The organism is Allobosea sp. OAE752 (assembly GCF_050433265.1).
GTDB lineage: Bacteria > Pseudomonadota > Alphaproteobacteria > Rhizobiales > Beijerinckiaceae > Allobosea > Allobosea spartocytisi.
The window spans coordinates 457,430-477,667 of the sequence record NZ_JBNPXO010000004.1; the positions used below are offsets into that span (position 1 = coordinate 457,430).

A 20,238-nucleotide genomic window follows, 5' to 3' on the forward strand; every position below is an offset into this window, starting at 1 on the left:
TTCGACGTCGTCATGGGCTTGCCGCGCCAGGTTGGAAACCCGTGAGCTCTACTGCCCGCCGCCGAGGATGAAGCGCCGGCCGTCCTGCTCGACGATATCGACATGCTGGGCGAAGGCGCCGGTGCCGGCGGAATGCCGCGCGACGCGGGCCTCCTCGAGGGGCGGAGCGGCGAGATTGCGCCCCATCATCGTCGCCGCCGGTGCGAGATCGAGCAGGCCGAGCACGGTCGGGCCGATGTCGATGATGCCAGCCGGTTCCTGCGAGACGCCGCCATGGCCGCTGGCATCGCCGAGGATCAGCACGGTGTTCAATTCATGCGGGTTGATGCCGCCATGCATGCCGCCACCGAGCGGTACGTCGCCCGGCGTCATCGCGCCGAGGCCGGGCAGGCCGTACTGATCGGCCTCGAGCGTCGATTTCAGGATGAACATCAATTCCGGCTGGCGCTCGGCATGGCCCGTATTCATCAGGCTCAATGAGAGCGTGCCCGCGACTTCGCCCTCGACGCCGTTACGGTCGCGCGAGAAGACATGGCCGATGGTGGGATGCTCCATCAGCCAGCTTGCGATGCGCTCGACTTCGCCGCGCTCGCCCTCGCGCAGGCGGATTTCACCGCTCATCCCGCCGGTGGCGACAAGGGTCGCGCCGTTGATCGCCTTCTCCGCGCTGAGGTCGAAGCCGGCCTCGCGCGCCGTCTCGAACAGCGGCTCGACCGAACCGGTCGAGATCTGCCCATGGTCGGAAGCGACGATCACCGCGATGCGCTCGGCATCGGCTTGAGCCTCGACCCAGTCGAGAATGCTGCCGAAGGCGCGGTCGGCTTCGCGCAGGCCGGCCATGGCTTCGGGAGAGCCGAGACCGCGATAGTGGAAGGTCGTGTCGGGCTCGTTGAACCAGATCAGGGCGACATCCGGCCGGAGTTCCGGCAGCACGATCTCGGTCATCACGCGCCCGCCATAGGCAAGCTCCTGCAGCCGGGGCAATTCGCGCTCCGGCAGCGGGCCGAGGCGGGCGATCGCCTGCTCGACCGCCTCCGGCGTCTGGGTCGCCCCGGCGCCGTGCATCGAGAAGGTCCAGTGCCCGTTGGCACGGGCGCGCGGATTGATGAAATGCGCCGAGCCGGCCGAACCGGTATGCACCACCGCCAGCCGCTTGCCGGCGCGGGCCAGCACGTCGCCGAAGGTGTCGGCGGCGAGCAGGCGCCCGTCATGATGCGCCTCGGCGCGGCGGATCTGGGCGGCATCGCTGGTATCGAACATCCGCTCGGGAATCGCCTCGCGATGATAGAAGGCGTTGCCGACGATGCCGTGGACGATCGGTGGCGCGCCGGCCGCGATCGAGCTCGTGGCCACCCGCGTCACCGAGGGAAAGACGCTCCGCGCCTGCCGGAACCAGGTTCCGCGCGCGGCGAGCCGCAGGATGTTCGGCGTGAGCTCGGGCGTGACGAGATCCGGCCGCAAGCCGTCGAAGACGGCGATGACGACACGGTCGGCGGTCGGCTGGTTGGGGCGGCTCATCTCGTCTCCGGGGTCGGCAAGGCAAACGGTCAGGCTGCGGCCATGGCGGGCGCCGCCACCGCCAGATGGCAGGCGGCGAGCCGGCCATCGGCCACGGGCCGCAGCACGGGCACCTCCTCCCGGCAGCGGGCCACGGTGCGCGGGCAGCGCGGATGGAAGGCGCAGCCCGAAGGCCTGTCGACGGGATTCGGCGGGTCGCCCTTCAGGATGATGCGCCCTTGCGTGCCGCGCAACGGCGTCGGCACGGCCGAAACCAGCGCCTCGGTATAGGGATGGGCCGGCGCATGGAACAGCGCATCCGGCGGCCCCTGCTCGACGATGCGGCCGAGATACATCACCGCGACCTCGTCGGCGATCTGCCGGACCACCTTGAGATCGTGGCTGATGAAGAGATAGGCCATGCCGAAGCGCGCCTGCAGATCCTGCATCAGGTTGATGACCTGCGCCGCGACCGAGACGTCGAGCGCCGAGATCGGCTCGTCGCAGACGAGCAGCGCCGGCTCGAGCACCAGCGCGCGGGCAAGCAGGACGCGCTGGCGCTGCCCGCCCGAAAGCTCATGCGGATAGCGCTCGAACAGATCGGCCCGCAGGCCCACCGCGTCGAACAGCGCTAGCGCCTTCTGCCGCTGTGCTTCCGCGCTGTCTTCGAGCGTGTGGATGACCAGCGGTTCGACGACCTGCTGCCCGACCGGCAGGCGCCGGTCGAGCGCGGAGAGCGGGTCCTGATGGACGAGCTGCATGCGTCGGCGCAAGGCGCGCCAGGCCCGGTCGCGCAGTGCGGTCACCGGTTGGCCCTCGAAATCGATCTGCCCCCGCGTCGCTGGCAGGAGGCCGAGCGCGAGCTTGGCGGTGGTCGACTTGCCGCAACCGGATTCGCCGACGATGCCGAGCGTCCGGCCGCGTTCGAGCGAGAAGCTCACCCCGTCGACGGCATGCAGGATCCGGCGCACGCCGCCGGCTGTCGAGACCGGGTATTCGCGGGCGAGGTCGCGAACATCGAGAAGAACGCTCATGCCGGCGCCCCGACCTGCGCTGGCATCGTCATGACCGGAAGGGCCGCGCTTTCAAGCGAGATCGGCTCGCCGAGCCGCAGGCAGGCCGCGCGCTGGTCCTGCGCCGCGAAGGTGAGTTCCGGCAGCTCGCGTCCGCAGCGCTCGACGGCGATCGGGCAGCGCGGCGCGAAGGCGCAGCCGGGCGGAATGGCGGCGGGTGCCGGCACGGTGCCGGGGATCGGCGTCAGCCGCTGGCGCGGACCGGTGAGCGTCGGCAGCGCCGCGAGCAGGCCCTGGGTGTAGGGGTGGCGCGGGCGGGTGAGCAGGTCATGCGTCGCCGCGGTTTCGACGATCCGTCCGGCATACATCACCGCGATCCGCTCGCAGAGGTCGCCGACCACGCCGATATCGTGCGAGATCAGGATCAGCGCCATGCCGGTCTCGCGGCGCAGCTCGCGGATCAGGTCGAGGACCTGCGCCTGGATGGTGGCGTCGAGCGCGGTCGTCGGCTCGTCCGCGATCAGCACGTCGGGCTCGCCTGCCAGTGCCAGTGCGATCATCATCCGCTGGTTCATGCCGCCCGAGAATTCATGCGGATATTGCTTGAGGCGGCGCGGTCCATCGGCGATCCCGACACGGTCCAGCAGGCGCAGCGCCTCGCGGCGCGCCGGTTCCCCGGTCAGGCCACGATGCAGGCGCAGCACCTCCGCGATCTGCGTGCCGATGCGCTGCACCGGGTTCAGCGCGCTGGCCGGATCCTGGAAGATCAGGGCGATGCGGCCGCCGCGGACCCGTGCGAGCTCGCGCTCGGAAAGCCCTCCGACATCCTGCCCGTCGAGCTGGACCTCACCGCCCGTGGTGACGTTGCGCCCGAGCAGGCGCAGCGCCGCGAGCCAGGTGATGCTCTTGCCGCAGCCGGATTCGCCGACGATGCCGAGCGCCTCGCCGCGACCGACCGACAGGTCGATGCCGCGCACGATCGGCACGGTGCCCGACAGGGTGACGGTGAAATCCTGAAGGCGCAGAAGCGCCGGGCGGCCCGCCGTGGCAGCGTGGCCGGGAGCGGGCCATTGCGGCCGATCCGATGATTGACCTGATATTCGCGACATGCCGAGCGGAGTACCGCCCAGCCCATGACCGTCTTGTGACAGCTGGCGCCGCTGGCGCTCACCAGCGCAGGAAGCGCGGAAAGATCAGGGCGCCGAGAGCGGTCATCGAGGCGATCGCGATCGTGTACCAGGTTGCCAGGAAAGGCGCCGCATCGTCGGGGCAGTGCAGCGCGTAGGCGACCGTCGCCAATCCGGCCGAGGCGAGGCCGGCGCAGGCGCCGGTCAGCGGCCCGTCCACCGGAGCCCCCCGGCGCGCCAGCAGCAAGAGCACGATGAGCGGACACAGCGCATAGAGCGGCACGGCGATGAGGCAGGCGCGCCAGTAGCGGCCGAAGATTAGCGTGCTCCATTGCTCCGCCGGCACTTGCACCAGCGTCAGCAGAGCCCAGCCGGCGGCCAGAAGGATCGGCAACGCCACGAGCGGCAGGCGCCGCGCCGGTTTCAGGCCGGGCCGCAGGCTGCGCTGGAACAGCGGCAGCGCGATGCCGGCGACGCTGGCGCCGAGGAGCATCTTGGCCAGGACCGGCGTGGTCAGCCAGGCACGGCCGAAATCGTGCCGCGCGCCGAGCGTGAGCAGGACGAGTCCGGCCGTCACCGCGAGCGCGCAGAGGGCGCCGAGCCAGGTGGCGCGGCGCAGCCAGCCGGTATCCACCGGCCGGTGGCTCGCGCTCATCAGGGAAATCAGCTCGTTGGTCTGCATGTCCGTTTTTTCGGTTGTCCTGCTTCAACGGGAATTCGCGGGGCGCTTGCGAAACGTTACGGGTATGGGATGTCGCAGCGGGTCATGTCGGTCTTTCCCCGCGCCGCGAGAGGAATTTCGCCATGGCTTGCAGGCCGCGATGGATCGCGACCTTGGCCGCGTTTTCGGTCATGCCGGCGGCATCCGCCGCCTCCGCGACGCTCGCACCCTGCAGCCTGACCCGGTCGATCAGGCCGCGTGTCCGTTCGGGCAGGCTCGCCATGGCTCGGTCGAGGTCGAGCCGTGCCTCGGTGGATGGCGCCTCCGGCCGGTCGGCGAGCTGGAAGGCTTCGTCGTCGAGCGGCAGGTTGCCGGCATGGCGGCCGGAGCGGCGCAGATGGTCGACCAGCTTGTAACGCGCGATCGCATGGGCCCAGGCCGTGACCGGGCTCGCCGGATCATAGGTGTGGCGGGAGAGATGCAGCGCTAGCAGCACCTCCTGCAAAACGTCCTCGGCCTCACTCGGCTCATGCCGGCCGGCACGCGCCAGCATCTGCCTGAGATAGCCGCGCAGGCGCCCCCCGATCGCGTCGAGAAAGCGCCGATAGGCGAAGGCGTCGCCGGCGAGCGCCGCGAGGAAGACGGGCCTGAGCTGCGTTTCGAACTCTTCGAGCGACAAGGCCGGTGCGCTTTTCCGGTGATGTGAAGCCGATCCCGCTTATCCCGTCGCATGGCGGCGCCCGGCTCACAAGCGCGTGACCGCATGATGAGCCTTGCCGACAGGGCCGATACGCTCGCGCTCCTGCGCAGGGAGGCGGTGCCTGCCTGCCCGGAGGATCGCTGATGGCTCCCGCTGCTCGTTTCGCCTTTCTGGTCGGCTTGGGCGCCATCCTCGCGGGCGCGGCGCCCTTGCAGGCGCAGCAGCCGGGCCGATCGGCCGAACCGTGTCCGGCCGATGGAGGCTGCAAGGTCGCGAGCGGCTCCTATCGCATCCTGTTGCCGCCAGAGGCCAAGCCGGGACGGCAGGGTGGCGCCATCGTCTTTTTCCACGGCTATCAGGGCACGGCCGCGGAGGTGATCGCGGATCCCGCCCTGGTTGCGGTGGCACGGCGGCTCGGCGTCGCGCTGATTGCGCCGGAAGGGCTCGGCCGCAGTTGGTCTTTCCCCGGCTCTCCGGCACGCAACCGCGACGAGTTCACTTTTGTCGCCGAGATGCTCGACGATATCGCGCGCCGCTTCCCGGTCGATCCCCACCGGCTGATGGCGAGCGGCTTTTCGCAGGGCGGCTCGATGGTCTGGTATCTCGCCTGCCGGATGCCGACGCGCTTCGCCGCCTTCGCGCCGATCGCCGGTGCCTTCTGGGAACCTCTGCCGGAGAGCTGTGCCGGCCCGCGACCGAAGCTGATCCATGTCCACGGCACGAGCGACAGCACCGTGCCGCTCGCGGGCCGGGCGCTGCGCCAGGGCTACAGGCAAGGCGATGTCTTCAAGAGCTTCGCCATCCTCGCGCCCGGCGGCTGCACGGCCGGCTGGGCCGATGCGGCGCGCGACGCCGTGGCTGGAGGAACGGCGCTGACCTGCCGGCTGGCGAGCGGCTGCGGCGGCGAGGCGCGGCTCGAACTCTGCCTGCATGGCGGCGGCCATGTCGCCGATGCGGCCTGGGTCGAGCGCGCCTGGCGCCTGACGATGCCGGCCGAGCCCGCGCCTCTGGCCGCCGGCGCCAGGCTCACATCTCCGTGAGGATGTAACCGGCGCCGCTCCGGCTGCGATCTCACTGGCAACGCCGCCCTCGCGGGCCGCCGGAGAGATGCCTATGCGCCACGACCCGATATCCGCTTCCCGCGCCGCCGGCATCGCCCCGGACGGGCTCGTCACCGGTGCCGACATCATCGCCGCCGGGCTGGCAGTGGCAGGCGCGACCCATGCCTTCGGCATCCCGGGCGGCGAGGTGCTGGCGCTGGTCGATGCGCTGGAACGTGCCGGCATCCGCTTCCTGCTCGCCAAGCACGAGAATGCGGCGGGCTTCATGGCCGAGGGGGTGTGGCATGTGACCGGAGCGCTGCCGGTTCTGGTGGCGACGCTGGGTCCCGGCGTCGCCAATGCGGTCAATGTCGTCGCCAATGCCCAGCAGGATCGCGTGCCGCTGCTCTTCATCACCGGCTGCGTCGACCAGGCCCTCGCCGAAAGCTACACCCATCAGGTCTTCGACCATCAGGCCGTGCTGCGGCCGCTGGTCAAGGCGAGTTTCCGTGCCGCGCCCGGAACCGAGGACCTCGTCATCGCCAAGGCGGTCGCGCTCGCCCGGAGCGGACGGCCCGGCCCGGTGCATGTCGACCTGCCGATCTCGGTGGCGGAGGCAAGGGGGCCGCGCCGCGCGCCCCGGGCGATGAAGCTGCCCGAGCCGGCCGTGCCGGCCGATCTCGGTCAGGCGAGCAAGCTTCTCGCGGCGGCGCGCAGGCCGCTCGTCATCGCCGGGCTCGACCTCGTCAATGACGGCAACGCCGCCGCGCTGGAACGCTTCATCACCCGCACCGGCGCGCTGCTGCTGACGACCTACAAGGCCAAGGGGCTGCTGCCGGAAGCCGACCCGCGCGTCATCGGCGGCGTCGGCCTCTCGCCCAAGGCCGACGCGATCGTCCGGCCATTGATCGAGGCGGCCGATCTGATCGTTCTCGCCGGCTACGACCCGATCGAGATGCGCCAGGGCTGGCGCAATCCCTGGCCGGAGGACAAGCCGGTCATCGACATCGTCGCCGAGGCGCTGCCGCATGGCATGCATGCCTCGACCCTGCTGCTCGAAGGCGATGTCGGCGCCATCCTGACGCGGCTGACGGAAGCGCTCCCGCCCGTGCAAGCCGTCTGGCCCGGCGGCGAGCCCGCGGCGGTGCGGGCCCGCTTCCATGAGGCCTTTGCGGCGCCTCCGATCTGGGGACCGCATGCCGTTTTCGAGGTTCTGCGCGACGTCGCGCCGGCCGGCACGGTCGCCACCGCTGATTCCGGCGCGCATCGCATCCTGCTCAGCCAGATGTGGACTTGCGACGGGCCGCGACGGCTGCTGCAATCGACCGGGCTCTGCACCATGGGTTGCGCCCTGCCGCTGGCCACCGGCGCCGCGCTCGGCGCGGGCCGGCCGGTGCTTTGCTTCGTCGGCGATGCCGGGCTGGAGATGGTGCTCGGCGAACTGGCGACGCTGCGCGATCTCGGGCTGCCCGTGGTCATCGTCACCCTCGTCGACGAAAGCCTCGGCCTGATCGCGCTGAAACAACGTCAGATGGGCCTGGCGCGGGCCGGCGTCGATTTCGGCGGCACCGATTTCGCGGCTGTGGCGCGGGCCATGGGCGGCCACGGCGTCGCGGTCGCGGATCGGGACAGCCTGCGCCGCGAGGCTGCCGCCGCCTTCGCCCGAGACGGCTTCACCATCCTCGCCTGCCGCATCGACGCCGGGCAATACGAGGGGGCCTTCTGATGGTCGCGCCTCACGACAAACCGGCAAAGCGCCCGCGCGACGAGCGGCTCGATGTCTTCCGTGGTCTGACGATGCTGATCATCTTCATCGCGCATCTGCCGGAGAATAGCTGGAACGCCTGGATTCCGGCTCGCTTCGGCTTCTCCTCCGGCGCCGAGCTCTTCGTCTTCTGCTCCGGCATCGCCAGCGCGCTCGCTTTCGGCAGCGTCTTCGTGCGGCGCGGCCTGTGGCTGGGCACCGCCCGCATCGCCTACCGGATCTGGCAGGTCTACTGGGCTCAGATCGGCGTGGTTCTGGCGCTGATCGCGCTGGCGGCCGGGATCGACCGGCTCTTCGACCTCGGCGTGCTGGCGAAACAGTTTCCGCCGCTCTCCGCCGATCCGGAACGCGCGCTGCTCGGCCTGGCGACGCTGACCTGGCAGCCGGACTATCTCGACATCCTGCCGATGTATCTCGTCATCCTCGGGCTGGTACCGGTGATGATGCTGCTCCGGCGCCTGCATGCGGCGCTGCCCTTCCTGCTCGTCGCGCTGCTCTATGCGCTGGTCTGGACGGAAGGGCTGAACCTGCCCGGCAATCCCTGGACCGGGGCCGGCTGGTTCCTGAACCCCTTCGCCTGGCAATTCATCTTCTTCATCGGCTTCTTCAGCGCGATGAAATGGCTGCCGGTGCCTCGCCTCGGCGATGCCCGATTGATGCTGGCGGCGGCGCTCTTCCTCGTGCTGTCGGTGCCGCTCTCCTTCTGGGGCGTGCTCGACCACTGGCCGGCGGCGCAGGCCCTGCACGATCTCATCCTGCCCGCGACTGAGAAGAACGACCTGCACATCCTGCGCGTGCTGCACTTCCTGGCGCTGGCCTATCTCGTGCTGAGCCTGATCGAACCTTGGCGCCAGCGGCTGGACCGCGGCATCGGCCATCTCCTCATCCTGATCGGTCGGCAGTCGCTGGCCTGCTTCCTGGCGAGCGTCGTGCTGGCACGGCTCCTGGGCGTCGTGGCCGATGTCGCCGGCCGCAGCGAACTGGTCGTGGCGCTGCTCAACCTCACCGGCTTCGCGCTGATCCTCGCCACGGCGATCGTGGTCGGTTGGTTCAAGAGCACGCCCTGGCTCGGGCCGGCGCCGAAACCGGCCGTCCAGCCGCCGGCGCCGGCACAGCCCGGCCTGGCCCTGCAAACACGGGTCCGTGAAGCGAGTTGAACGGCGTTTGATCGCGCCTCTGCGAACTCCCTGATGAGCGCTCGAAAAGAGCGCTGCAATGGAGCAGCCCATGTCCCAGCCCCTCTATCACGACCTCTCCGGCGACAGTCTCACCATCGCGAACGATTCCGCGCGCCTCGCCTGGAACGACACGCTGGAAGCCCTGCTGGCCCATGCCGCGGCGACGCCCGAGCATCTCGCCCGCACGCTTGCCGCCGATCCGGATTTCGCGCTCGCCCATGCCGCGAAGGGCTTGATGCTGCTCTCGCTCGCCCGGGCCGAGCTGCTCGCCCCGGCCCGAGACTGTCTGGTGACCGCGCGATCCTCCGCGCTGCTACGGCCGATCACGCGGCGCGAGCAGATGGTGATCGAGGCGCTGGCGCTCTGGCTCGACGATGCCCCGCGCCGGGCGGCGGAACGGCTGGAGGCGATCCTGCTCGCCCATCCCCATGACGTGCTCGCGCTCAAGCTCTCGCACGGTTTGCGCTTCGTGCTGGGCGACCAGCGCGAGATGCTCGCCACCTTGCATCGCTTCGCGCCGGGCTTTGGCGAGAGCCATCCCTTGGCCGGCTATGTCCATGGCTGCTACGCCTTCGCGCTGGAGGAGCGCGGCCTCTATGCCGAGGCCGAGCGCACCGGCCGCCATGCCGTGAGCCTGAGTCCGCGCGACGCCTGGGGCCGGCATGCCGTCGCCCATGTGCTGGAGATGACCGGCCGCGCCGACGAGGGCGTCGCCTGGCTCGGCGACGGCCGCGAGATCGCCCATGCCAATAATCTGCGCTTCCACATCTTCTGGCACCTCGCGCTGTTCCGGCTGGAGCGCGGCGAGACCGCCGAGGTGCTGCGGCTCTATGACGACGAGATCCGCGCCGAGCCGACCGACGATTATCGCGACATCGCCAACGGTGCCTCGCTGCTGGCGCGGCTCGACTATGCCGGCGTCGATGTCGGCGATCGCTGGGAGGAGCTTGCCGCCAAGGCGGGAGGCCGGGTGCAGGACGGCCGCCTCGTCTTCGCCGACCTGCACTATCTGCTCTCGCTGCTCGGCGCCGGCCAGCGCGATGCCGCCGAGAGCATCGCGCAAAGCCTCGTCCGCGATGCGCATGCCCATCCGAGCCGCGAGCGGGCCGAAGCTGCGCGCAGCGGCGCGCTTGCGGCCCATGGGCTGATCGCCTTCAGCGAAGGCGATCATGCGGAGGCGGCCCGCCTGCTCGGCGCGGCCCGCAGCGGCCTCCTCGCGATCGGTGGCAGCCATGCCCAGCGCGACCTGTTCGAGCAGGCCCATATCGAAAGCCTGATCCGCGCCGGCAGCCACGATCTCGCGGCCCGCATCCTCGAACAGCGCCTCGCCCGGCGCGGCGGCGCCAACCGCTTCGCCATGCGCCGTCTGGCGCAATTGCGCCGCCAGCCCTCGGGCCGTCTCGCCGCGCTTGCCGTCGCTGCAACGCCTCTCGCCATCGCTCACTGACATCCCAGAAAGGATCGACCCATGACCACCGCCACCATGACCCGCAGCCTCGCTCTGCCCTCCAGCCGCACCGTCATCAACCTTGCGCTCGGCGGCTTCGCCGGGCTGGGCTTCTGGGAACTGTTTTCGGCGGTGCCGACCGCCTGGGTCGCCGGCTTCCCGCTGGAGCCGCCGGAGCTGGTGAAGGCGCTGTTCTACACTCAGCTCGGCCTCCAGCTCTCGACGCTGGTGGCAAAGCTCATTCACTTCACCACCGGCTTCCTGTTCTACCCGCTCGGCTACTGGCTCCTGACGCGCTGGGTGAAGAGCTTCGGCATGCCGGCCGATGGCTGGATCTGGGGCGTGATCACCTATTTCATCGCGCTCGGCTTCCTCGCCCCGCTCGGCGGCCAGCACTTCCTGCTCAACGACGTGCCGCTCCTCTCCCTCATGAGCCTGATCGGCCACGCCATCTATGGCTGGCTCTCGGCCTATGTCTTCGAGGCGCTGGAGGCGCGTCCATCATGAGCGCGCTGCGGCAAACGCAGGAAGGGCAAGGGCAGGAAAGGCGACGCTTCCTGCCGGACAGGCGCAGCCTCATTCTGCTCGCGGTCACCGCGCTCGCCGCCTCCGGGGTGCAGGCCGGGAAGGCGCGCCCGGTCAATACGGTGGGTTCCTCGGACGGCGTCGCAATCCGCGGCTACGATCCGGTCGCCTATTTCCGCGATGGTGGGCCGCGGCTGGGCAAGCCGGAATTCTCGGTCTGGCATGGCGGCGCGCTCTGGCGCTTCGCCAGCGCCGAGCACAAGGCACTGTTCGAGGCCGATCCCGAACGCTATCTGCCTGCCTATGGCGGCTTCTGCGCCTATGGCACGTCGCGCGGCTATCTCGTCAAGATCGAGCCGGAAGCCTGGTCGATCGTCGAGGGCAGGCTCTACCTCAACTACGACCTCGATGTGCGCAAGACCTGGCTCGGCGCCACGCCAAAATACATCGCCAGGGCCGACCGGAACTGGCCGGGCTTGAACGCGGCGCCTATCCGATAGCCTTGCCCTTGGCGAACCGCTGACCCGAGCGCGAGGCCGGGCCGAGGGCTTCAGGTGCTGCCGCGCGCGATGAGATGCAGCGGCAGGCTCTGGATCGCGTGCTGTGGCTCCTGGCCTGCGAGGCGCGCACGCAGCAATTCGCCGGCGCGCCGGCCCAAATCATGAGCGTCCATGCTGATCGTGGTCAGGCCGGGCGCGATCTCGCCGGCGGCATCGTTGTCGCCGAAGCCGAGAATGGCGAGGTCGGACGGCACGGCGAGGCCACGCGCACGAGCCTCGATCACCGCCCCGGTCGCGAGCAGGTCGTTGGCGCAGAAGGCGGCATCGACCGGCCCGCCTTCCGCCAGCAGCGTCGTCAGGGCAGTGCGTCCGTCGGCGATGCTCTGGACCTCGTCCACCGTCACGATCCGCGCCAGCGTCAGGCCGCTGCGCCCGGCCTCCTCGCGAAAGCCTTGCAGCCGCAGCGCGCCGCGCCCGCCGCTGCGGCCGATGAAGGCGAGCCGGCGATAGCCCTTTTCGATGAGGTGCCGGGCGGCCATCGCGCCGGCATCGACATTGGAGAAGCCGACCAGCATGTCGATCGGGTCGCGCGGAAAGGCCCAGGTCTCGACCACGGGGATGCCGAGCTCGCGCAGTGCCTGCCGGTTCTCCTCCAGCTCGATGACGCCGGTGAACATCACCGCCGCCGGCCGCAGGCTGCGCAGCGAGCGGACCATCGCGACCTCCTTCGCATAGGAATAGGAGGTCTGGCCGATCATCAGTTCATAGCCCTCGGGCTCCAGCTCGGCCGCCAGGCCCTGGATCGCCAACCCGAATTGCTGGCTCAGGATGTTGGAGACGAAGGCCGCCACCAGCGTCGAGCGGCCGGAGCGGAGCGCTCGCGCATGCGGGTTGGATTCATAGCCGCTGCGCTCGACCGCCTCGAGCACCTTGCGGCGCGTCGCCTCGCTCAGCTTCTCGGGCTGGCGCAGGGCGCGCGACACCGTGATGGGCGAGACGCCGGCGAGCTGTGCGACCATCTCGATGCGAGGCGCCTTCGCCGCGAGGCGCGGTGCCTCGGCGCGCCCGCTGACCCGCACGACATTGTCATAGGTCGCAGGCATTCGCTCTCCCGTTAGATCACTGCGTCAGCTCAGGCCGAAGGCGGCACGGTCCAACCGGCGGCCGACCTGGATCAGGCAGTCGCCGGATTCGCTGTCGCTGTGCAGCCGGCGCGAGATCACCACGCCGGACACCGCGAAGCGCAGTTCCTCCTCCACCGCGTCGAGGCGGCCGAAATCATGGTACCAGCCCGCGAGCGCGCCCGCCTCGACCTCTGCACCGCAATCCACCGCCGGCTCGAACCAGCCGCGCCTTGTGGCGTAGATCGCCTGCTCATGGCTCTGCAGAGCGAGCAGCGTCATCTTCTGTTCGGCAGGCCGGTGTGGGCCGAGCACGGGCTCGGTGATGCTGCCGAGCGCGATCAGCAGCCGGTCGATGGCGCGCTGGGTCAGGGCCATGCTCTCGGGCGTGACGGTGCCGCCGCCGCCGAACTCGCCGGAGATGCCGATCGCGCCGGCCCGTGCCGCGGCCGCCATCGAGGTCGGCGCCGTCGCGCCGTTCTCGGCGACGAAGCCATAGGGCATGCCGAGCCCGTCCATCAGCGCGAGCGCCCGCGCGAAGGTCTCTGGGCTCCCCTGCCGTTCGATCAGCGCGCAGGGCAGATGCGCCATCGAGGTGCCGCCGGAATGCAGGTCGAAGACCACATCATGACGCGGGAACAGCTCGGCTTCGAGGAAATGCGCGATGCGCTGCGTCGGCGTGCCGCCGGCTTCGCCCGGAAAGGCACGGTTGAGATTGCCCTCGTCGAGGGGAGAGCGGCGCCGCGCCGCGAAGACCGCCGGCGCATTGGTGAAGGGCAGGATGGTGATCTCGCCGCGCATGCGCTCGGGATCGAGGCGGCGGATCAGGCGCGTCAGCGCGATCTCGCCTTCGTACTCATCACCATGATTGCCGGCCATCAGCAGGACGCGCGGCCCGTCGCCGTTCCTGATCCGGCAGACCGGCACCTTCACCTGGAAATAGGGCGAGCGGTCGACCGAGAAGGGAATGCTGAGATGGCCGACCGACTTGCCGTTCGCGGCGAAGTCGAGCGCATGGAAGAGACCGGTATGCATGGGGACCTCTGGAAGCGCCGGCACCAAGCTGGGCCGGCGGAAGCCGCCGGGCAGCTCATGCCCGGCGGCCGATGGCAGTGGGACCGAGCCGCGCCGTCAGAGCGTCGGCAGGGTCTGCTCTTCCTTGAACCACTTGAGCTGGAGGGCGCCGAGCTTGCCGTTCAGCTTGTTCGAGAAGATCGAGGTGTTCAGCCAGTTCAGCAGGTTCTGCTCGCCCTGGCGCACGCCGATATGGGCCGGCGACTGGCGGATGACGAACTTCATCTCGACTTCCTTGCCGGGGTTCTGGTCCATCACCTTGACCGCGATGGCGCTGTTCTCGGCGAAAGTGTCGGACTGGCCGGCGAGATAGGCGGCGATGGCCGCCGGCGTGTCCTCGAAGCGCACGACCTTCACGCCCGGCGCGTTGTCGGTCAGCCAGAGGTCGAGCGTCGTGCCCTTGGCGACGGCGACGGTCTTGCCGGTGAGGTTGTCGGGCTTCTTGCCGGTCGCGGCGGGGATCGACTTCGGCCCGTAGACGCCGAGATTCACCACCGCATAGGGCTGCGAGAACATGATCTGCTGGGCGCGCTCGGGCGTGGCGCCGAGGCCGGCGACGAGCACGTCGATCTTGTCGGCGAGCAGGCTCGGGATGCGGGCGGCGCCGGTGACCGGCACCAGCTCGAGCTTCACGCCGAGATCGTCGGAGAGCAGCTTGGCGATGTCGGCGTCGAGGCCGGCGATCTCGCCCTTCTCGTCCTTGAAGCCCCAGGGCGCGGCGTCGGTCAGGATGCCGACGCGCAGCTTCCCGGCCTTGAGGACGTCCTGGAGCTTGTCGGCCTTGGCCGCGACGGGGGCCGCGAGCGCCGCGGCGGCAACGAGCCCCGCCATCATGGTCTTGAACAGCGACATGGGTTCTTCTCCTCTGAGATCTCGTGCAGCCTTGGAAGTCGGCTACTTCACCGAGTTGATGAAACTGCGCAGCTCGGGCGTCTTCGGATTGGCGAAGAGCTCGGCCGGCGGCCCCTCTTCCCAGACCTTGCCCTGGTGCATGAAGACGATCTTGTTGGCGACGTTGCGGGCGAAGCCCATCTCATGGGTGACGAGGATCATCGTCATGCCCTGCCGGGCCATGTCCTCCATCACCTTGAGCACCTCGCCGACGAGCTCGGGGTCGAGCGCCGAGGTGACCTCGTCGAACAGCATCAGATGCGGCGCCATGGCGAGGCAGCGGGCGATCGCGACGCGCTGCTGCTGGCCGCCCGAGAGCCGCTCCGGCCAGGCGTCGATCTTGTCAGCGAGGCCGACGCGGCCGAGCACGTCGAGCGCGAGCGGGCGCGCTTCCGCCTTGCCGATCTTCTTGGTCAAGAGCGGCGCCAGCGTGATGTTCTTCTCGACGCTCAGATGCGGGAACAGGTTGAAGGCCTGGAAGACGATGCCGACGCGCTGGCGGAACTGGCGCAGATTCGCCATGCCGGCGCTGACCGCCTGGCCCTCGACCGTGATCGAGCCGGAATCGATCTTCTCCAGCGCGTTGATGCAGCGCAGCAGCGTCGACTTGCCCGAGCCGGAGCGGCCGATGATCGTGACGATCTCGCCTTCCTTCACCTCGAGCGAGACGCCTTTCAGCACATCGACCTGGCCGAAGCTCTTGCGGACATCACGGATTTCAACGAGCGCCATTGAGACGGGCCTCCAGGGTGCGCGACCAGAGAGTCAGGGGCAGGCACAGCGCGAAATAGATCGCGGCGACGATGCCGTAGGCGAGAAGGGGCTGGAACGTCGCCGCGCTCACGACCTGGCCGGCGCGGGCGAGCTCGACGAAGCCGACGATCGAGGCGAGCGAGGTGCCCTTGATGAGCTGGACGAGGAAGCCCACGGTCGGCGGCAGCGACAGGCGCAGCGCCTGCGGCCCGATGATGTGGCGAAACTGCTGCCAGGAGGTGAGGCCCAGGCAGGCTCCGGCCTCCCATTGCGCCGGCTTCACCGCCTCGATGCCGCCGCGCCAGATGTCGCCGAGGAAACCCGCCGTGTAGAGCGTGTAGGCGATGCCGACCGCGACGAGCGCGGGAACCTCGATGCCGAGGAAGACCGGCATGCCGAAATAGAAGAAGAACAGGAGCCCGAGCAGCGGCACGCCCTGGATGAGCTGGATCAGCCCCGCGGCGAGCCAGCGCAGCGGCGCGAGGCGGCTGGTGCGCGTGGTCGCCAGCAGCAGGGCCAGCGGACCGCCGAAGGCGAGCGCGACGATGACCAGCAGCACCGTCCATTGCAGCGCATGGACGAAGGAGAGAAGGTCGATATAGCCGAAGGAACGCATGGTGCCCGCTCTCCCTCAGCGCCTGACCGGCCAGCGGAAGGCGGCCAATCCGATGACGGCGAAGAGCGCCTTGAAGGCAATCACCATCGCGAAATAGATCGCGCAGACCACCGCATAGACCTCGAAGCTGCGATAGGTCCGGCTCTCGATGAAGCTCGCCGCATGGAAGAGTTCGCCGGCTGCAACCTGCGAGGCGAGCGAGGTGCCGAGCAGGAGCAGCACGAATTGGCTGGTGAAGGCCGGATAGACGTTGCGCAGCGCCGGCGGCAGCACGATGTGGCGGAAGACCTCCCAGCGCGTCAGCCCGAGGCATTGCCCGGCCTCGACCTGGCTCTTCGGGATCGAATCCAGCCCGGCGCGGACGATCTCGATGGCATAGGCGCCGAAATAGAGGCTGAGCGCGACCGCCGCCGCCTCGAAGGCCGGCAGCTTGAGCCCGGCGGCCGGCAGCACGAAGAAGATCAGGAAGATCTGGATCAGCGACGGCGTGTTGCGGAAGATCTCGATATAGGAGCGGATCGCCAGCCTGACCGGTTTCGAGCCGCTGCGCAGCAGGGCCGCCCCCGCGACGCCGATGGCGAGCCCGACCACGGCCGCGATCAGCGTCAGCGCGAGCGTGATCAGCGCGCCCTCGATGAACTGGTCCTGATAGCGCCAGAGCTGCTGGAAGTTCATGCCCGCCTCAGCCGAAATGGGTGCGCAGGACGCGCAAGACGGTGCCGTCCTCGCCGAGGCCGAAGACCAGCCGCCAGCGATCCAGGCAGGTGCAGGGATGGGAGATGCCGAGGCAGAGCACGTCCCCGACCTTGAGCCCGCTCTCCGGCGGCAGGCGCAGGAAGCCGTGCTGGTCGTTGAGTTTCTCGACCGTGATGCCTTGGGCTGCGCCGGCGATCTCCGTCCCGTCCCGGTGGACGGACAGAAGCACCGGCAGCCCCTGATCGAAGGAGACGTCGCGCATGCCGAAGCCGGCGATGGCGAGGCCGGTTTCCGGCCGCGACAGCACCTCGGCCCAGAGCCTCAGCGCCGGGCGGAACGCCTCGGCGGCCTTGAGCGTCTCGCCGCCGATGGCGAGGCCGCCGCGCGCGTCGAGCGCCGCGAAGGCCCGCGCATAGACGCCATGGTCGGCGAAGAAGATCGCGCCGCTGCGCAGCAGCAGGGTCGTCTTGCCGTCCGCCGCGACGAGCGGGGACAGCGCCGCGACGACGAGGTCGAAATAGGCCGAGCCGCCGGCGCTGAGGATGAGCGAGGCTTCCGGCTCGGCCGCCCTGACGGCGGCGAAGGCGGCAGCGGTTCGCGTCATCAGTCGGGCGATGGCCGCTTCGGTCGCGACCGGGTCCGGACCGGCGACCGCGCCTTCATAGGTGGCGACGCCGGCCAGTCGCAGCTGGGGCCCGGCCGCGCGGATGGCCGCGATCACGTTTGTCACGGCGACATCGTCACGCGCCCCGGCGCGGCCATCACCGATCTCGACGAGGATGGGCAAGCCCGTCCGCCCAGCGGTCTTGGCGGCGATGGCGAGGCTCGCCACGGCTTCGGGGCTGTCGGCGAAGGCGCAAAGCTCGACCTGCGGATGGGCGGCGAGGAGCGCACCGAGGCGCCGGCCGGCGACCGCGCCGCCGATCTGGTTGGCGAGCAGCAATCGCGTCTCGCCCGCCTGCATCAGGACTGCAGCCTGCTGGAGATTGGCGACGGAAGCGCCCCAGGCGCCGGCGTCGCGCAATTCGCGGACGATCTCCGGCGACATCGGCGTCTTGGCATGCGGCGCGACCTGCGCGCCATGGTCAGCCAGGTAACGGAAGAACAGGTCACGATTGGCGCGCAGCGCCGCTTCGTCCAGCGTCAGCGCAGGCAGCGAAAGATCGCCGCGGCGCGGGTCGAGCCGATTCTGCGGGAACTGCGCGGCTGGCACCGGCTCGACGAAGGGCACGCCGCGAAGGGTCGCGTCCAAGGCGGGCTCAGTGTTCGCACCACTTGTCTGCATCGCGGCTTACCCCTGCGTTTTGGGGGGCATAGCACCGGCGAAGCATTATGACAACGTTGTCATCAAAGATTTCCACGCGTCCGAAGGCTACCTCCGGTTGGTCCGGGGTGCCTTCGGGGGTGGAGATCCGTGGTCGGGTTTCTATTCGGCCGGGGCGGCCTGCTTCGCAGGCGCGCTCTGCGCCAGCCAGTAGAAGGCGACGGAAGCCGCCCAGACGATCAGGCCGAACAGGGCCGCTGCGCCCAGCACCAGCCCGAAGCCGCCTTGCGCATGGAGAACCGCCAGCATCGGCACCACGAAGCCGCTCACGGTGAAGCCGAGGAAATAGCGCACGCTGAACGCCTTGGCGCGGTGCTGGGCCGGCACGTAGCGGGCGACCATCGCGTCGTTGACGACCACCTGCCCATAGATCGCGGTCATCGTCAGGGTGAGGCCGAGCAGCAGCGGGATGCCCTGTGTCATCGCGGCGATGACGAGGCCGATCGGCTGCAGAAGGGCGAGGCCGACGAACAGGGCCGGCAGCGTATAGCGGTCGACGAGCCGGCCCATCAGCCACTGCGCCCCGGCGCCGAAGATGAAGACCAGTGTCGCCAGCGAGCCGATCAGCGCCAGCGGCATGTCCAGCCCGAGCCGCTCGTCGAGGATTTTCGGCAAGGCGATGGTGGTGAGGTTGAAGGTCATGCCGCCGGCGATGATGGCGATGGCGAAGACGACGAGAAGGGTTTTGGGGCGGCTCAGCGGGATGAGGTCCGCCTTGCCCGTGCGGTTTGCATGCGGTTCGCCGTCGCCGGGAACGAGCATCAGGAAGGCCGCTCCGAGGGCGAGGCAGACGAGGCCCGGCAGCACGAAGGCGGCACGCCAGCCGAGGCTCGCGGCCAGCAGCGCGGTGACGCCCGCCGCGGAAGCCGCGCCGAGATTGCCCCAGACCGCGTTGACCCCGAGGTCGCGGCCGAGCTGGCGGGCATGATTGACCAGCATCGTCGAGCCGACCGGATGGTAGATCGCGGATGCCACGCCGAGAACGAGCAGCCAGGCCGCGAAGGCCATCGGCTGGCTGGCGCTGGCGACGCCCAGGCAGGACAGGCCGTAGCTCAGGAAGAAGACGGCGAGCATGTTGCGCCGGCCGAAGCGGTCCGAGAGCCAGCCCATCGGCAGGGAGCACAGGCCGAAGGCGACGAAGGCGCCGGTCGCGAGCCCGATCAGTTCGGCATAGCTCAGGCCGGTCTGGGCCGCGATGGCGATCACCGCGGTCGGGTAGATGAGCAGCACGAAGTGATCGAGCGCATGCGCTGCGTTGACGAAGAGAAGCGTGCGCTTGGACAGCGTCTCGGGGCTCATGGGAACACTCGGCTCCATCGGACAGAGAGTGACGGACACGCCGGCCCGGTTGTCCAACCTGGTCGCGTCCGGCTTCGGGGAGGGATTTTGTAACTTGACCCGATGTGTCCTGTCGGGTCGTTTACGGGGCAATCGGGCCAAATGGAATCGCGATGCACGGCGACAGCGCTGCCTATCAGACCATTCCGCGCGCGGTCGCGGTCCTGCCGAAAGCCTACGCCGCGGGCGCGGCCACGGGGTGGCACAGCCATCCGCGCGCGCAATTGCTTTACGCGACCTCCGGCTTGACGCTGGTGACGGCGGAGGACGGCACCTGGATCCTGCCGCCGCAGCATGCGCTCTGGATCCCGCCCGGGCTTTTCCACGATGTCAGGATGCACGGCCGGGTGTCGATGTGCTCGGCCTATGTCACCCCCGAGGCGGTCGGAATCCTTCCGAAGGGCTGCCGCGTGCTGGAGGTGACGCCGTTGCTGGCTTCGGCGCTGGTCGCGCTGGCGGCCGAGCCGATGCTTTACGACGAGGGCGGGCGCGGCGGGCATCTCGCCGCCCTGATCCTCGACGAGATCGGGCGGGCGCCGGAAACGCCGCTGACCTTGCCCCTGCCGCGCGATCCGCGTTTGCGACGCGTCTGCGAGGCGCTGCTGAAGGACCCCGCTTCGGCCCTGGACATCGACGCCTGGGCGGAGCGAGCCGGGGCGAGCCGGCGCACGCTGACCCGCGGTTTCCGCGCCGAGACCGGCATGAGCTTCGGTGACTGGCGGGCGCGGCTGCGCGTCGTCAGGGCGCTCGCGCTGGCGACGGATGGTTGCCCCCCGCACCAGATCGCTCGCGCGGTCGGTTATGCCGATCTGCGCGCGCTCCGGACGGCCGCCCGACGCATCCTTGGAGGCGTCGAGCTCTCATGGTGACGGCAGGCGTGCCTGGCCTTGCCGCTTCGCTCAGGAAAACAAACGCTCCGGCCGGAAGCTTCCAGCTCCATCACGCAGTCGTTTTCCGGACCTGGTACCGGAC

At 69.6% G+C, this 20,238-nt stretch carries 20 protein-coding genes; 7 read left to right on the forward strand and 13 right to left on the reverse strand.

Annotated features, from left to right (window positions below; translation table 11 throughout):
* Positions 1-48: 48 nt before the first annotated feature.
* The 5 genes from GGC47_RS13820 to GGC47_RS13840 all read right to left on the reverse strand — a co-directional run bounded on the left by GGC47_RS13820 (position 49) and on the right by GGC47_RS13840 (position 4,977).
* Complete coding sequence (locus tag GGC47_RS13820) at positions 49-1,518, reverse strand: alkaline phosphatase family protein (protein WP_142022224.1); 1,470 nt, start codon at positions 1,516-1,518, stop codon at positions 49-51.
* 29 nt (positions 1,519-1,547) lie between these two features.
* Positions 1,548-2,531 carry an ABC transporter ATP-binding protein gene (locus GGC47_RS13825; protein ID WP_142022223.1) on the reverse strand — a complete coding sequence of 328 codons (984 nt, stop codon included), beginning with the start codon at positions 2,529-2,531 and terminating at the stop codon, positions 1,548-1,550.
* Entirely contained in the window at positions 2,528-3,619 is a 1,092-nt protein-coding gene (locus GGC47_RS13830) for an ABC transporter ATP-binding protein (protein WP_142022222.1), read from the reverse strand. Before GGC47_RS13830 ends, GGC47_RS13825 begins: the two co-directional genes overlap by 4 nt.
* Positions 3,620-3,677: 58 nt before the next feature.
* Positions 3,678-4,319: an NrsF family protein gene (locus GGC47_RS13835; protein WP_142022221.1), complete on the reverse strand. Its 642-nt coding sequence runs from the start codon at positions 4,317-4,319 to the stop codon at positions 3,678-3,680.
* Between the two features lie 82 nt (positions 4,320-4,401).
* A complete protein-coding gene (locus tag GGC47_RS13840; RefSeq protein WP_142022220.1) occupies positions 4,402-4,977 on the reverse strand; it encodes a sigma-70 family RNA polymerase sigma factor in 576 nt (191 codons plus the stop codon).
* A 164-nt stretch (positions 4,978-5,141) separates the two neighbouring features.
* On the opposite strand from GGC47_RS13840, the gene GGC47_RS13845 reads away from it, so the two are divergent.
* From GGC47_RS13845 to GGC47_RS13870, 6 genes are all read left to right on the forward strand, one after another.
* Positions 5,142-6,038, forward strand: coding sequence for a CE1 family esterase (locus GGC47_RS13845; RefSeq protein WP_142022219.1), 897 nt, complete (start codon positions 5,142-5,144; stop codon positions 6,036-6,038).
* Positions 6,039-6,111: 73 nt separating this feature from the next.
* On the forward strand, positions 6,112-7,764 hold the full coding sequence (locus GGC47_RS13850; protein WP_142022218.1) for a thiamine pyrophosphate-binding protein: 1,653 nt from the start codon (positions 6,112-6,114) through the stop codon (positions 7,762-7,764).
* Positions 7,764-8,960 carry an OpgC family protein gene (locus tag GGC47_RS13855; protein ID WP_142022217.1) on the forward strand — a complete coding sequence of 399 codons (1,197 nt, stop codon included), beginning with the start codon at positions 7,764-7,766 and terminating at the stop codon, positions 8,958-8,960. The genes GGC47_RS13850 and GGC47_RS13855 overlap by 1 nt, the downstream gene beginning before the upstream one ends.
* A gap of 70 nt (positions 8,961-9,030) precedes the next feature.
* Positions 9,031-10,428: a tetratricopeptide repeat protein gene (locus GGC47_RS13860; RefSeq protein ID WP_142022216.1), complete on the forward strand. Its 1,398-nt coding sequence runs from the start codon at positions 9,031-9,033 to the stop codon at positions 10,426-10,428.
* A gap of 21 nt (positions 10,429-10,449) precedes the next feature.
* Positions 10,450-10,935 carry a hypothetical protein gene (locus tag GGC47_RS13865; RefSeq protein WP_429068413.1) on the forward strand — a complete coding sequence of 162 codons (486 nt, stop codon included), beginning with the start codon at positions 10,450-10,452 and terminating at the stop codon, positions 10,933-10,935.
* The gene (locus GGC47_RS13870) at positions 10,932-11,453 is read left to right on the forward strand and encodes a YHS domain-containing (seleno)protein (protein WP_210245673.1); all 522 of its coding nucleotides are present in this window, start codon (positions 10,932-10,934) and stop codon (positions 11,451-11,453) included. Before GGC47_RS13865 ends, GGC47_RS13870 begins: the two co-directional genes overlap by 4 nt.
* A gap of 50 nt (positions 11,454-11,503) precedes the next feature.
* Here GGC47_RS13870 and GGC47_RS13875 read toward each other — a convergent pair whose 3' ends face one another.
* From GGC47_RS13875 to GGC47_RS13910, 8 genes are all read right to left on the reverse strand, one after another.
* Positions 11,504-12,556, reverse strand: a complete 1,053-nt coding sequence (locus tag GGC47_RS13875) for a LacI family DNA-binding transcriptional regulator (RefSeq protein WP_142022215.1) — start codon at positions 12,554-12,556, stop codon at positions 11,504-11,506.
* Between the two features lie 24 nt (positions 12,557-12,580).
* Positions 12,581-13,609, reverse strand: coding sequence for a succinylglutamate desuccinylase/aspartoacylase family protein (locus tag GGC47_RS13880; RefSeq protein ID WP_142022214.1), 1,029 nt, complete (start codon positions 13,607-13,609; stop codon positions 12,581-12,583).
* Positions 13,610-13,705: 96 nt separating this feature from the next.
* Positions 13,706-14,500: a transporter substrate-binding domain-containing protein gene (locus tag GGC47_RS13885; protein WP_038366836.1), complete on the reverse strand. Its 795-nt coding sequence runs from the start codon at positions 14,498-14,500 to the stop codon at positions 13,706-13,708.
* Positions 14,501-14,542: 42 nt separating this feature from the next.
* Complete coding sequence (locus tag GGC47_RS13890) at positions 14,543-15,271, reverse strand: amino acid ABC transporter ATP-binding protein (RefSeq protein ID WP_429068414.1); 729 nt, start codon at positions 15,269-15,271, stop codon at positions 14,543-14,545.
* Positions 15,258-15,908, reverse strand: a complete 651-nt coding sequence (locus GGC47_RS13895; RefSeq protein ID WP_038366842.1) for an amino acid ABC transporter permease — start codon at positions 15,906-15,908, stop codon at positions 15,258-15,260. Before GGC47_RS13895 ends, GGC47_RS13890 begins: the two co-directional genes overlap by 14 nt.
* 15 nt (positions 15,909-15,923) lie before the next feature.
* Positions 15,924-16,583: an amino acid ABC transporter permease gene (locus GGC47_RS13900; protein WP_038366844.1), complete on the reverse strand. Its 660-nt coding sequence runs from the start codon at positions 16,581-16,583 to the stop codon at positions 15,924-15,926.
* A gap of 7 nt (positions 16,584-16,590) precedes the next feature.
* A complete protein-coding gene (locus GGC47_RS13905) occupies positions 16,591-17,889 on the reverse strand; it encodes an alanine racemase (protein ID WP_429068415.1) in 1,299 nt (432 codons plus the stop codon).
* Between the two features lie 141 nt (positions 17,890-18,030).
* Complete coding sequence (locus GGC47_RS13910) at positions 18,031-19,227, reverse strand: MFS transporter (RefSeq protein ID WP_038366848.1); 1,197 nt, start codon at positions 19,225-19,227, stop codon at positions 18,031-18,033.
* A gap of 152 nt (positions 19,228-19,379) precedes the next feature.
* Between GGC47_RS13910 and GGC47_RS13915 the strand changes: the two genes are divergently transcribed.
* Positions 19,380-20,135, forward strand: coding sequence for an AraC family ligand binding domain-containing protein (locus tag GGC47_RS13915; RefSeq protein ID WP_429068416.1), 756 nt, complete (start codon positions 19,380-19,382; stop codon positions 20,133-20,135).
* Positions 20,136-20,238: the final 103 nt, after the last annotated feature.

Coding starts and splice junctions, on each gene's coding strand:
- GGC47_RS13820 (WP_142022224.1), bottom strand. CDS start 1,518: ATGAGCCGCCCCAACCAGCCGACCGCCGACCGTGTCGTCATCGCCGTC.
- GGC47_RS13825 (WP_142022223.1), bottom strand. CDS start 2,531: ATGAGCGTTCTTCTCGATGTTCGCGACCTCGCCCGCGAATACCCGGTC.
- GGC47_RS13830 (WP_142022222.1), bottom strand. CDS start 3,619: ATGTCGCGAATATCAGGTCAATCATCGGATCGGCCGCAATGGCCCGCT.
- GGC47_RS13835 (WP_142022221.1), bottom strand. CDS start 4,319: ATGCAGACCAACGAGCTGATTTCCCTGATGAGCGCGAGCCACCGGCCG.
- GGC47_RS13845 (WP_142022219.1), top strand. CDS start 5,142: ATGGCTCCCGCTGCTCGTTTCGCCTTTCTGGTCGGCTTGGGCGCCATC.
- GGC47_RS13850 (WP_142022218.1), top strand. CDS start 6,112: ATGCGCCACGACCCGATATCCGCTTCCCGCGCCGCCGGCATCGCCCCG.
- GGC47_RS13855 (WP_142022217.1), top strand. CDS start 7,764: ATGGTCGCGCCTCACGACAAACCGGCAAAGCGCCCGCGCGACGAGCGG.
- GGC47_RS13860 (WP_142022216.1), top strand. CDS start 9,031: ATGTCCCAGCCCCTCTATCACGACCTCTCCGGCGACAGTCTCACCATC.
- GGC47_RS13865 (WP_429068413.1), top strand. CDS start 10,450: ATGACCACCGCCACCATGACCCGCAGCCTCGCTCTGCCCTCCAGCCGC.
- GGC47_RS13870 (WP_210245673.1), top strand. CDS start 10,932: ATGAGCGCGCTGCGGCAAACGCAGGAAGGGCAAGGGCAGGAAAGGCGA.
- GGC47_RS13875 (WP_142022215.1), bottom strand. CDS start 12,556: ATGCCTGCGACCTATGACAATGTCGTGCGGGTCAGCGGGCGCGCCGAG.
- GGC47_RS13880 (WP_142022214.1), bottom strand. CDS start 13,609: ATGCATACCGGTCTCTTCCATGCGCTCGACTTCGCCGCGAACGGCAAG.
- GGC47_RS13885 (WP_038366836.1), bottom strand. CDS start 14,500: ATGTCGCTGTTCAAGACCATGATGGCGGGGCTCGTTGCCGCCGCGGCG.
- GGC47_RS13890 (WP_429068414.1), bottom strand. CDS start 15,271: ATGGCGCTCGTTGAAATCCGTGATGTCCGCAAGAGCTTCGGCCAGGTC.
- GGC47_RS13895 (WP_038366842.1), bottom strand. CDS start 15,908: ATGCGTTCCTTCGGCTATATCGACCTTCTCTCCTTCGTCCATGCGCTG.
- GGC47_RS13900 (WP_038366844.1), bottom strand. CDS start 16,583: ATGAACTTCCAGCAGCTCTGGCGCTATCAGGACCAGTTCATCGAGGGC.
- GGC47_RS13905 (WP_429068415.1), bottom strand. CDS start 17,889: ATGCAGACAAGTGGTGCGAACACTGAGCCCGCCTTGGACGCGACCCTT.
- GGC47_RS13910 (WP_038366848.1), bottom strand. CDS start 19,227: ATGAGCCCCGAGACGCTGTCCAAGCGCACGCTTCTCTTCGTCAACGCA.
- GGC47_RS13915 (WP_429068416.1), top strand. CDS start 19,380: ATGCACGGCGACAGCGCTGCCTATCAGACCATTCCGCGCGCGGTCGCG.